Source organism: Oryzicola mucosus, from assembly GCF_014534685.1.
GTDB lineage: Bacteria > Pseudomonadota > Alphaproteobacteria > Rhizobiales > Rhizobiaceae > Oryzicola > Oryzicola mucosus.
In genome coordinates this window covers 144229-156193 of sequence record NZ_JACVVX010000006.1, presented here as the reverse complement: position 1 = coordinate 156193, position 11965 = coordinate 144229, and the positions used below count along the sequence as shown (strand labels likewise).

Sequence of the window (11965 nt, the reverse complement as noted above, 5' to 3'; positions counted from 1 at the left end):
CAAAACTGCGAATGCGAAGCCTCAGGCCATCGCCTTCTGCAGGTTCTCGTCGATCTTGTCGAGGAAGCCGGTGGTCGAGAGCCAGGGCTGGTCGGGACCGATGAGCAAGGACAGATCCTTGGTCATGTAGCCGGCCTCGACGGTCTGGATACAGACCTTCTCCAGCGTGTCGGCAAAGCGCTTCAACTCGGCATTGTCGTCGAGCTTGGCGCGGTGGGCGAGACCGCGCGTCCAGGCGAAGATCGAGGCAATGGAGTTGGTCGAGGTCTCCTGGCCCTTCTGGTGCTGACGGTAGTGACGGGTAACCGTGCCGTGCGCGGCTTCCGCTTCCACCGTCTTGCCGTCCGGCGTCATCAATACGGAGGTCATCAGGCCGAGCGAGCCAAACCCCTGCGCCACGATGTCGGACTGCACGTCGCCGTCATAGTTCTTGCAGGCCCAGACATACCCGCCGGACCACTTCAGCGCCGAGGCGACCATGTCGTCGATCAGGCGGTGCTCGTAGGTGATCTTGCGCTTTTCGAACTCGGCCTTGAACTCGGCGTCGAACACCTCCTGGAAGATGTCCTTGAAGCGGCCGTCATAGGCTTTCAGGATGGTGTTCTTGGTCGACAGATAGACCGGATAGTTGCGGATCAGGCCATAGTTCAGCGAGGCGCGTGCGAAGTCGCGAATCGAGTCGTCGAGATTGTACATGGCCATGGCGACGCCGGCATCGGGTGCGTCGAAGACTTCATGCTCGATGACCTGGCCGTCTTCGCCGACGAACTTGATCGACAGCTTGCCCTTGCCGGGGAACCTGAAGTCGGTCGCGCGGTACTGGTCGCCAAAGGCGTGGCGGCCGACGACGATCGGCTGCGTCCAACCCGGCACCAGACGGGGCACGTTCTTCATGATGATTGGTTCGCGGAAGATGGTGCCGCCCAGGATGTTGCGGATGGTGCCGTTGGGCGACTTCCACATCTTCTTGAGCTTGAACTCCTCGACGCGCTGCTCGTCCGGGGTGATGGTGGCGCATTTCACGCCCACGCCATATTCCTTGATGGCATTTGCCGAGTCGATGGTCACCTGGTCGTCGGTGGCGTCGCGGTTCTCGACGCTGAGGTCGTAATATTTCAGATCGATGTCGAGATAGGGGTGGATCAGCTTGTCCTTGATGAACTGCCAGATGATGCGGGTCATCTCGTCGCCGTCGAGCTCTACGACGGGGTTAGCCACCTTGATTTTCGCCATGTGAAATATGCCTCTTTCGGAAGGGGGAACGGATATTCTGTACGGTTCGCGCCCCTATATCAAAGCGAGCACACCCGCGCAAACCTTCGTGCGGCCAAATGTATGAAAAGCGGTCTTAAAGCGTGCCGCACTCCGGGATTGCGTACGCGTAGCTTTGATGGGTCTAGAGCCAGTTGCCCATCAGCACGAAGGGCGACCAGAAATAGGGATGGCTCGCGGGTCGCGCCGCCGCCGGAGCGACGGTGGCGACAAGCGACAGCGCGCCGCGCTCGGCGCCTGATGCGCCTGGCCCAAGGATAGCCTCGATCTGCGCCGCGCGCAGGGCTTCGGCCTTGCTCATCTTGCCTTCCACCATATGCCGGTAGAAGGACTGCATGATGCCGGCGGTGGCGCCGTCGGCGACCGGCCACAGCGTTGCCATGACCGAGGACGCGCCGTTCATCTGGGCGAGCGCGCCGAAACTCTCTACCTCATCGCCCTCCGATCCGCCGCCGCGCGCCGTCTCGCAGGCTGACAGGGTGAGCAGGTCGACACCGCCAAAGCGGAAGCCGCGACCTTTTCGAATGTCAGACAGTGACAGTGGCGATCCGTCGCCCAGAAGCAGGAAGGAATCCGTCTCGCGTCCGGGCACAAGCTTGAAGTGGCTGGCAATGTGGACGATCGAGGGGCGGTTCTTCAACGCCGCGCTGAAGCTCTCGCGCGTAAACGCCTGGTCGAGGCTGGCAGCGCCCGCGAGCGCGCCGGGCTTGTCGGGATTGCCGAAGATCGCCTGAAGCTCGCGCGCCACGCCCGGTAGGGGCGAGAAGCCGGGGTGGCCAGCGGTGACGCCGAAACCAGCGCTTTTTTCCGGCGAGCGGTCGGCGGTGGCGAATTCGGTTCGCGCTGCGGGCGTGTAGAGCGCGAGCGAATACTCCTCGATCAGATATTTCTGGCCGTCATGAAGTGCCGCGAACGGCACATAGCGCAGAAATCCCTGCAGGTTCAGCATAAGCGTCCGCGCGCCGCTCGCCTTCAGATCGCCTGAGACTGGCGAGATCAGGATGTCGTAGAGCGACTGCATCTTCAGGTTTACGCCTGCGTCGCGCCGCTCAATGGCATCGAGCGCCTCGAACACCTTCCGCGACAGCTCAGCGCGAGAGATGTTTACCCGCCGATGGATGGACGCATCGGGAACCGTGAGGAAGAGATGCGTGGCCTCTCCGAGACTGGCGACCTGCAGCATCGCAGCCTTACCCTCGAACGCGCGCAATTCCTCCTGCGCATCCGCCGTGTAGTCCAGGTTGATCGCGTCGATCTCTTTCTGGACGCCGGCGTCCTCCTCGCCGGCTTTTCTCAGGAATGCTTCGACATCGGTCATGAAGCTTTCGTAAGCTTGGTCCAGCAAGCTTTCCAGCGAAGCTAGTTGCACCTCTTCGTCCTTGGAGATGGTGCCGGCATTCTTCTTGGCGATGAGTTCGGCGACGGCGGAAGCGGCCGCGATGGGCTGCCCGAGCAGGGAGCGCATGTCTCTCAACTCGCTGTCTTCGCGCGTGGTCAACGATGCCTCGCGGTCGCGCAGGTCGGCTTGTGCGTCGCGTTGCACGAACTCGCTGAGCTCTTCGTCCTTTTCCATATTCAGCACAGCCTGCGCCTCGGCGAGCCGACCCTCACCGATCAGAAGATCGGCAAGGTCCTGGTAGAGGAAGCGCCACTCGGCCTTGAACTCCTTAAGGTCGTCGGACTGGTACTGTTTGTTGTTGGACCGGATTTTCTGCTGCGCGTTGATGGCGAGCTTGGCGAACAGGATCGCGCGCTTGGGGTCGCCACGGCCTTTGAAGGCCTTTGCCATGGTGTCGTAGACCCAGCGCTGATCGTCGAGCGTACTGGAGACGCTGCGGTTGATGTTGGACAGCGCCTTCATCGACCATTGGATAGCCTCGTCGTTTCGCCCCAGCAGTTGCGAGGTAATGCCTATGTTGATCAGCACCTTTGTGGTGTTGAAATGCGTCGGGCCAAGCTTGGACTGGATGATGGGCAGGGCCTTGCGAAAGGCGGCGTCGGACTCGGCATAGCGCTCCATCCGGCGGTACACCCAAGCCGTGTTGTTGATGGCATAGCCGACGAGAAGGCTGTCCTTGCCGCTGGCCGCCGAATAGCGCTCGATCGCCTTGTCGTAGGATTTCAGCGCGGCTGGATAGTCCTTTAAACCTTCCAGGCTGATGCCCTGGTTGAGATAGCTGTCGCCGACGAACTCGCTGATATCGCCGCTGTCGGCAATAAAGAGCCTGCGGGCCTCCTCGTAGATCGGAAGCGTCTCGCGATACTTTGACAGTTTTTGATAGGCCGCCCCTAACTCTTGCAGGGCGTAGCCGAGATCGTTGCTGCCGGGTTTGGTCTTGCGGAAAATGGCAATCGCCCGCTTGGCCGCGGCTTCGGCATCGCCATAATGTGCAAGGAAGGTGTTTACCCTGGCAACAGCGACCAGCGTGATGGCGAGTTGCGCCGATTGCGGGCCTGCGTCCGTGAACGCCTCATAGCGGGCAGCGACGTCTTCCAGCAGCGCCAGCGTCTGTTCATAGTGAGCCAGGGCTTCCAGCGAGTAAGCCTTGCCGAACATCATCCCGGTATATTCCAGGCTGTTTTCGCCTTTGGCCTTGGCATAGACCGCCATGGCTTCCTCGGCCGCGACCAACGCCTGGCTGTGCTGGTTTTGCGACTGCAATATCTGCACGAGCGATTCGAGGCCTTGGCCGAGCTCAAGACTGTCGGGTTTGGTGCTGTGCAGGATTGCGACCTGTTCGCGGCGAACCGTTTCCGCCTCGCTCCACCGCTTCTGGTCGAACAACGTGCTGGCAAGATTGCCCAGCGTGATTGCCAGATTTGCGTCTTCAGGCGTCGAAAGCCCACGATAGTGCTCGGCGGCTTGGCGATAGGCGGCGATGGCCTCGTCGCGGCGGCTCATTTCTACGAGCGAAATACCCCTGTCGACGGTGGCGCTCGCCAAAGACGAAAGGCTGGATTCATCCAGTTCCTCATAAATCCGGATCGCCCGGTCGAACTGGCCGATGGCGGTCGCGTGGTTGTCGACCAATTGGTAGGCGCGACCGAGATCGACCAAAGCCGAGGCGAGATCGGCGCTGCCGGGCGCTGCCTGCGCCAGGATAATCGCGCGCTCCAACCCGCTCGTGATCGCCGGATAAAGCGCGCCGCGCTTGATCTGGGTCGCGGAGAGCGTGTGGAACACTAGCGCGGCATTCGTGCTGGTTTCACCCTCGTCTTTTTGATAGCCCTCAGCCGATTTCGAATAGAGATCAATGGCGCGGTCGAGATCGCCGTCCGCACCGCGATTTGCATAGAAGTTTCCGAGTTCCCACTGTTTGTAAGAATCGCCGGCTTTGGCCTCTGCCTGCATTTCGGCATCGGGCTCGGCGAGTTTAGGGGTTTGGGCGATGGCCGAGCCCACCAGGAAGGCAGCGCCAATGGCCGCAAGGATGAAAGCCCGCATTCCCGCCACCTGTAAACGGCCGCTCGACCGCTGATGCAGTTCGGCGCGCCATATTCATTCAAGCCCGACCAAATGCAATCCGGGCAGTTTGTCGGATTTTGGGCGGATTCTTAGCCCTCTTCTGTGCAGGTTCCGTTTTCGCACGAACTGTGCGAGGGAGGGGCACGACGGATACTGGTTGATACGATGAGCATCAAGGACACCAACAGAGCGCTTTTGACCGAAGGCCCGGCGATCATCCTGGTCGAGCCGCAACTGGGCGAGAATATCGGCATGGTGGCGCGCGCCATGGCCAATTTCGGCCTGTCAGAGCTTAGGCTGGTGCGCCCGCGCGATGGCTGGCCCAGCGAAAAGGCGCGCGCGGCGGCCAGCCGCGCCGACCATGTCATTGACGCCGTGACGGTGTATGACGATTTGCCCGCGGCTCTGGCCGATCTGAATTTCGTCTTCGCCACCACAGCACGCGAGCGCGATGGCTTCAAGCCGGTGCGCGGCCCGGTCGAGGCGGGCAGGGCGCTGCGTGGCCGTTTCGTCGCCGGGCAGAAAACGGGTATCCTGTTCGGCCGCGAGCGCTTCGGTCTCGACAATGAGGAAGTCGGCCTCGCCGACGAGATCGTCACCTTCCCGGTCAATCCCGCCTTCGCCTCTCTCAATATCGCTCAGGCCGTGCTGCTGATGTCTTATGAGTGGATGAAGTCGGGCCTGGAGAACGAGACCGACACCGCCTTCAAGGTGCCGGAGGTAGCTCCGGCGCCGAAGGAACTCCTGCAGGGGCTGTTCGACCATCTTGAATCCGCGCTGCAGGTACGGGGTTATTTCCGGCCGCCGCAGAAAAAGCCCAAGATGGTCGACAACATCCGCGCCGTGCTGACCCGCGCGGGCTTTGCCGAGTCCGAGCTCAAGGTGCTGCGCGGCGTTGTTGCCTCGCTCGATTATTTTTCGCCAAAAGAGCCACGTGGGTCCGGCTATCCCGACCGCAAGGCGCATGCCGACAAGGCTGCGCGCGCCAAGGTGGTCGACGACAGCGATCCGGAACCCATCGACGCCGGGAAGGGCATCGACAATGGCTGACCGGCCGGTCTTGCTGTTCGATTCGGGAATAGGCGGGCTGACCGTGCTGCGTGAGGCACGGGTGCTGATGCCGGACCGCCGTTTCGTCTATGTCGCCGACGACGCCGCCTTTCCCTATGGCGCCTGGGAGGAACCCGCGCTTAACGATCACATCCTGAAGCTTTTCGCGCGGCTGCTCGACCGTTATCAACCTGAAATCTCGGTGATTGCCTGCAACACGGCTTCGACTCTGGTGATCGAGTCTCTGCGTGAAGCATTTCCGCACCATCCCTTCGTCGGCACCGTGCCTGCCATCAAGCCGGCAGCCGAGCGCACGCGCTCGGGACTGGTTTCCGTGCTGGCCACGCCCGGCACCGTCAAGCGGCAATATACGCGCGATCTGATCCACCAATGGGCTACCAAGTGCCACGTGCGGCTGGTCGCAAGCGACCGGCTGGCCAGTCTGGCCGAGACCTATATGCGCGAGGGCTTTGTCGACGAGAACGCTGTGCGGGATGAAATAACGCCCTGCTTCATCGAGCGAGAAGGTGCCCGCACCGACATCGTGGTGCTTGCCTGCACGCACTATCCTTTCCTGGCCAATCGCATGCGCAAGACAGCACCCTGGCCTGTCGATTGGCTCGATCCCGCCGAGGCTATAGCACGGCGGGCTCTGTCCCTTCTCGCGCCCTTACCGGTCGAGCCCGGCATTAATACGCCCGATCTCGCGGTCTTCACATCGGGCAAGGCCGACTTCAGCACACGCCGCCTGATGCAGGGGTTCGGCTTGAACGTCGCGAGATAGAGCCGAGCAGCCCGTCAGGAACATCGCAGCGGTATTTGCGTTCTTTCGAGACAATCGTCACGGGAGAAAAAAATGCCCGCAAAATCCAAAGCTCAGCAGAAAGCCGCCGGCGCGGCGCTTGCCGCAAAACGCGGCGATATCAAGAAAAGCGAATTGGTCGGTGCATCCAAGGAGATGTACAAATCGATGTCCGAAAAACAGCTGGACGAATTCGCGTCGACCAAGCGCAAGGGACTTCCTGAACACAAGGAAGAGAAGTGAGAGCGCCAACCGCGCCCTCACTGTCCTTGACAAAGGCTGTTAAGCCGACAGCGCGGCAGCGCCGGTTTTCGAAAACCACTGCTCAAAGGGCTCAGGCTCCTTGCCGGTCAAGGCTTTGAAATCGTCCGGAGAGCCAGCCAGATTGCCCGCCTTTGTTGCCGTATCGAACGAGGCATAGACGTGAGCGACCGGCTCGGGCAGGCCAGCGCCAATCATTCCTTGAATGAGACCTTCAACCGGCACCTGCACCACCTGGAGCGGCTTGCCGATTGCCTTGCGAGCCAATTCGGCGACCTCGTCGACGGTATAGGCTTTGCTGCCGAACAGGTTCAGAGTGCGCTTTCCGGTGAAATCCGACGCCACCGCGACCGCGGCAGCCAAAGCCAGGTCGTTACGCGTGATGTAGGATGTTCCGCCGTCGCCAGCGGCCGTGTACCAGTTGCCGGTAGCCAAAGCGTTGGGGAGGGAATGCAACAGATTTTCCGCGTACCAGGTGTTGCCGAGGATCGTATGGCCGGGAATGCTGCTCGATGCGATTGCCGCCTCGGTGCCGGCATGATCCGGCGCGAAGGACACAAGCGACGTTTTCGCGTTCGGTAGCGATGTGTAGACAATGTGCGCGACGCCGGCGGCTTCAGCTGCCTTGACTGCGGCTTGATGCTGGCGGAGCCGCTTGCCAGGCTCGTCCAGCGCGTCCGTGCTGATGATCAAAAGGCGCTTCACGCCGGCGAATGCTGCTGCCAGGCTGGCCGCATCGTCGAAGTCCGCCTTGCGAAGCTCGACGCCACGAGCGCGCAGGTTTTCAAGCTCTTCAGGCTTGCGACTCGTCGCTACGATGCGGTCGGCAGGAATCTTCAGCGTGTCGAGCAAATGGGTGAGGACGGCGCGACCGAGATGGCCGGACGCTCCGGTGACGAGAATATCCGCTGCTTGTGCCATTATAGCTTCCTTGGTTCATTTTGTTTGGGTACGTTGCATAATCTGGTTATCAACAGTAACTTAGGTAGCAAGAGCGAGCACAATGTGTAAGTACGCATGATTTCGTGCCCAGGTTACATAGAGGGAACTGCATGAACGCGCCCACGAGGAATGGATCGGCCACCCCATTGCTTTACAGCAATCCCGGTTTCGACCGCGATGCCGAGGGCGGTTGCCCGGTTCGGGAAGTTCTGGACAGGGTGGGCGACACCTGGAGCCTGCTTGTCCTGTTTACCCTGCAGCCGGCTCCTTGCCGGTTCAACGCGCTGAAGCGCGCTATCGAAGGCATTTCCCAGCGTATGCTGACCGTCACCTTGCGCTCGCTCGAACGCGATGGACTGGTAACCAGGACCGTGAAGCCCACCACGCCGCCGGAGGTGGAATACTCATTGACCGAACTTGGTCAGTCTATTGCAGTGCCGGTGGCCGCGCTTGGATCATGGGCGGCAGACAACAGGGATCGGCTGCGGCAGGCCCGGGATGCCTTCGACGCTGCTGAAGCCTGACGTTGACAAATCCAGCCTGATCTTCTATCGACCGCACCAGCACCGGGTCCGAAAGGCCCGGTGTCGCACTTTATGTGCATGACGTGTCCCGTGGGTTTTCCCGCAGCGTTGCGGTGAGAACTCTGTCAGGTCTCTAAATCGAGGCCAGAGGAGGGCGCGTTTCCTTCACCCGGAGCATGAGGTTCCGGGTGTAACTTTTTGAAAGGGAATGCGATGAGCAAGCGCGAATCCGCAAAATACAAAATCGATCGTCGTCTTGGCGAGAACATCTGGGGCCGTCCGAAGTCCCCGGTCAACAAGCGTGAATACGGTCCCGGCCAGCACGGCCAGCGCCGCAAGGGCAAGCTGTCCGACTTCGGCATTCAGCTCCGCGCCAAGCAGAAGCTCAAGGGTCACTACGGCGACATCTCGGAAAAGCAGTTCCGCAAGACCTACGATGAAGCCAACCGCCGCAAGGGCGACACCTCCGAGAACCTGATCGGCCTGCTCGAATCGCGCCTTGACGCGGTCGTGTACCGCGCCAAGTTCGTTCCGACGATCTTTGCCGCCCGTCAGTTCATCAACCACGGCCACGTCAATGTGAACGGCAAGCGTACGAATATCGGTTCGTACCTCTGCAAGGTTGGCGACGTGATCGAAGTCCGCGAGAAGTCGAAGCAGCTCGTTATCGTGCTCGAAGCAGCTCAGCTCGCCGAGCGCGACGTTCCGGACTACATCGAAGTCGATCACAACAAGATGGTCGCCACCTACAACCGCGTACCCGGCCTGGCAGACGTTCCGTTCGCCGTGCAGATGGAACCGAACCTGGTCGTCGAATTCTATTCGCGCTAAGCGACCGCAAAGACTTCGGAAAAGCCGCCTTCGGGCGGCTTTTTCATTTCTGCTTTCAATCGCAGGCACCTCGGCTACAAAGCGAGCAAGCAAAGCGGGGACATGGGCATGGAAGACTTGCAGGCGCTGTTGGACGACATCCACACAACGCTCTCTGCGCGTGACGACAAAGGCAAGGTCGCGACCTATATACCCGAACTCGCCCGCATCGATCCCGCCCATTTCGGCATCGCTGTCATCGGTGTCGACGGCACCGAATACATGGCCGGCGACGCAGAGCTGCCTTTCTCCATCCAAAGCGTTTCCAAGGTGTTCACCCTGACGCTTGCGCTCGGCAAGCACGGCGATTCCCTTTGGAACCGCGTCGGCCGCGAGCCATCCGGGACGGCCTTCAACTCCATCGTTCAGCTTGAATTCGAAAAGGGCCGGCCTCGCAACCCATTCATTAACGCAGGCGCGATTGCCGTCACCGATCTGATTTTATCTGGCCACAAACCTCGCGAAGCCATTGGCGAGATTGTCAATTTCGTTCGCTTCCTATCCGGTGACGACACCATCACCACCGACCAGGCCGTGGCGAAATCGGAAAACGCGACCGGCTTCCGAAATTTTGCCCTGGCCCAGTTCATGCGGTCGTTCGACCGGCTCGATCATCCCGCCGAACACACTTTGGGCGTCTATTTCCACCAGTGTGCGCTGGCCATGTCCTGTCGTCAGCTTGCCCATGCCGGTCTCTATCTGGCTGCCAATGGCCGCAACCCGGTATCCGGCAGTTCGGTCGTATCGCGCGAGCGCGCCCGCCGCATCAATGCGTTGATGATGATGTGCGGCCACTATGACGGATCCGGCGAATTCGCCTACCGCGTCGGCCTGCCGGGCAAGAGCGGCGTTGGCGGCGGCATCCTGGCTGTGGCGCCGGGCAAGGCGTCCATTGCGGTATGGGCTCCGGGACTCAACGATTACGGAAATTCGTTGCTCGGCACGGCAGCGCTCGAAATACTCGCCAAGCGCACGGGATGGTCCGTTTTCGGGCTTTGACGCACAGCGCTCTTTGCGTTGCTCGATGACCACGCTAAACGGGAACGAGGAGATAGAACAATGACAATCCACGATCCCGAAATCGAAGCGGCCGACGGCTGTCACCCGCTGTTCCGCGCGGTGCCGTCCTCCGTCGAGTTCAACAAGCTGCGCAAACGCTTGCTGCGTTCGTCTCGCCAGGCCATCGTGGATTTCGGCATGGTCAAGCCGGGAGAGCGCTGGCTGGTGGCCCTGTCGGGCGGCAAGGATTCCTACGGTCTGCTTGCTATCCTGCTCGATCTCAAATGGCGCGGGCTTCTGCCGGTCGAGCTTCTGGCCTGCAATCTGGATCAGGGGCAGCCGAATTTCCCGAAGCATATTCTGCCGGACTATCTGACGGCCAACGGCATCGCCCATCGGATCGAGTATCGCGACACCTATTCGGTCGTTACCGACAAGATCGCCGAGGGCAACACCTACTGCTCGTTGTGTTCGCGGCTGCGTCGCGGCCATCTCTACCGCATTGCGCGGGAGGAGGGCTGTTCCTCATTGGTGCTCGGCCACCATCGGGAGGATATCCTTGAGACCTTCTTCATGAACCTGTTCCATGGCGGACGGCTTGCCGCCATGCCGGCCAAGCTGCTTAACGACGAAGGCGATGTCATGGTGTTGCGGCCGCTGGCCTATTGCGCCGAGACGGACATGGCGCGCTTTGCCGAAGCGATGGCGTTTCCCATCATCCCTTGTGACCTATGCGGCAGCCAGGAAGGCCTGCAGCGCAATGTCATGAAATCGATGCTCGACGACATCGAAAAGCGCATGCCGGGCCGCAAGGACATCATGATCCGCGCCATGGCCAATGTGCGCCCGTCCCATCTCCTCGATCGCAAGCTGTTCGATTTCGCAGGACTTGCCGCGAGTGGAGCCGACCAACCAGGACAGACCCATGCACTTTGACGACAAGACCATCGATAGCCTCGCAGACCTGCTCGCGGAGGCTGCAACGGTGGAGATCATGCCGCGCTTCCGTACCCTGGAAGACGACCAGATCCGCCAGAAGACCTCTGCGGTAGACCTCGTCACCGAGGGCGATATAGCGGCCGAGAAGTACATCACCCGCATTTTGAAAGAGCGCTATCCCGAGGCTCTGATTGTCGGCGAAGAAGCCTATGAGGAAGACCGGACGCTGCTTGACACGCTCGGAACTGCCGATCTCGCTTTCGTCATCGATCCCATAGACGGAACCTTTAATTTCGCCGCAGGCATTCCGCTGTTTGGCGTCATGCTGGCCGTGGTGGTCAAGGGCGAGACGATAGCAGGCATCATCCACGATCCGGTCGGTAAGGATTGGCTGATTGGCGCCAAGGGTGCGGGCGCCCATCTGCGCGCGCCCTCGGGCGCGACGCGCAAGGTGAAGGCGGCTGCTACCGGGTCGATCCATGAGATGACGGGCAGTGTTTCATGGCAATATGTCGAGGAGCCGCTGCGGTCCACGCTGGCGAGAAACCATGCCAAGTGCCTGTCGCAATTCGGCTATCGCTGCGCGGCGCACGAATATCACTTGCTGGCGACCGGCAACGCCCACTTCGCGATCTATAACAAGCTGATGCCTTGGGATCATCTCGCCGGCGTTCTGATCCATCAACAGGCCGGGGGATACGCCGCGCGCTTGGACAGCAGCGCCTATCTTCCCAGCCATGTCGACGGCGGCCTGCTGGTCGCGCCGGACAAATCGAGTTGGGAAGAGATCCGCCGCGAACTCTGGGCCGACTGATTATGGAGGGAGGTCAGGTTAGCCGA

11 protein-coding genes are annotated in these 11965 nt (G+C 60.8%); 8 read left to right on the top strand and 3 right to left on the bottom strand.

All coding sequences use genetic code 11. From position 1 onward, the window contains the following. Positions 1-21 precede the first annotated feature (21 nt). Together ICI42_RS18490 and ICI42_RS18485 are read right to left on the bottom strand one after the other, a co-directional pair. Entirely contained in the window at positions 22-1233 is a 1212-nt protein-coding gene (locus tag ICI42_RS18490) for an NADP-dependent isocitrate dehydrogenase (RefSeq protein WP_188166083.1), read from the bottom strand. A 163-nt stretch (positions 1234-1396) separates the two neighbouring features. Further along, positions 1397-4717, bottom strand: coding sequence for a CHAT domain-containing tetratricopeptide repeat protein (locus tag ICI42_RS18485; protein ID WP_188166082.1), 3321 nt, complete (start codon positions 4715-4717; stop codon positions 1397-1399). Positions 4718-4903: 186 nt separating this feature from the next. On the opposite strand from ICI42_RS18485, the gene ICI42_RS18480 reads away from it, so the two are divergent. The 3 genes from ICI42_RS18480 to ICI42_RS18470 all read left to right on the top strand — a co-directional run bounded on the left by ICI42_RS18480 (position 4904) and on the right by ICI42_RS18470 (position 6833). Then, positions 4904-5788, top strand: coding sequence for an RNA methyltransferase (locus ICI42_RS18480; RefSeq protein WP_188166081.1), 885 nt, complete (start codon positions 4904-4906; stop codon positions 5786-5788). Continuing rightward, positions 5781-6572 (top strand): glutamate racemase, encoded by a 792-nt coding sequence (murI, locus tag ICI42_RS18475; protein WP_188166080.1) that lies wholly within the window; start codon positions 5781-5783, stop codon positions 6570-6572. Before ICI42_RS18480 ends, murI begins: the two co-directional genes overlap by 8 nt. 72 nt (positions 6573-6644) lie before the next feature. Further along, positions 6645-6833 (top strand): DUF3008 family protein, encoded by a 189-nt coding sequence (locus tag ICI42_RS18470; protein WP_188166079.1) that lies wholly within the window; start codon positions 6645-6647, stop codon positions 6831-6833. 39 nt (positions 6834-6872) lie between these two features. On the opposite strand, the gene ICI42_RS18465 is transcribed toward ICI42_RS18470, so the two are convergent. Beyond that, positions 6873-7772 (bottom strand): NmrA family NAD(P)-binding protein, encoded by a 900-nt coding sequence (locus ICI42_RS18465; RefSeq protein WP_188166078.1) that lies wholly within the window; start codon positions 7770-7772, stop codon positions 6873-6875. Positions 7773-7903: 131 nt separating this feature from the next. Between ICI42_RS18465 and ICI42_RS18460 the strand changes: the two genes are divergently transcribed. The 5 genes from ICI42_RS18460 to ICI42_RS18440 all read left to right on the top strand — a co-directional run bounded on the left by ICI42_RS18460 (position 7904) and on the right by ICI42_RS18440 (position 11939). Next, positions 7904-8317, top strand: a complete 414-nt coding sequence (locus ICI42_RS18460; protein WP_188166077.1) for a winged helix-turn-helix transcriptional regulator — start codon at positions 7904-7906, stop codon at positions 8315-8317. Positions 8318-8530: 213 nt separating this feature from the next. Then, positions 8531-9148 (top strand): 30S ribosomal protein S4, encoded by a 618-nt coding sequence (gene rpsD, locus ICI42_RS18455; RefSeq protein WP_188166076.1) that lies wholly within the window; start codon positions 8531-8533, stop codon positions 9146-9148. Positions 9149-9256: 108 nt separating this feature from the next. Beyond that, entirely contained in the window at positions 9257-10186 is a 930-nt protein-coding gene (locus ICI42_RS18450; RefSeq protein WP_188166075.1) for a glutaminase, read from the top strand. A gap of 60 nt (positions 10187-10246) precedes the next feature. Then, complete coding sequence (gene ttcA / locus ICI42_RS18445) at positions 10247-11122, top strand: tRNA 2-thiocytidine(32) synthetase TtcA (protein ID WP_188166074.1); 876 nt, start codon at positions 10247-10249, stop codon at positions 11120-11122. Next, entirely contained in the window at positions 11112-11939 is an 828-nt protein-coding gene (locus ICI42_RS18440; RefSeq protein ID WP_188166073.1) for an inositol monophosphatase family protein, read from the top strand. Before ttcA ends, ICI42_RS18440 begins: the two co-directional genes overlap by 11 nt. The last annotated feature ends 26 nt before the right edge of the window (positions 11940-11965 follow it).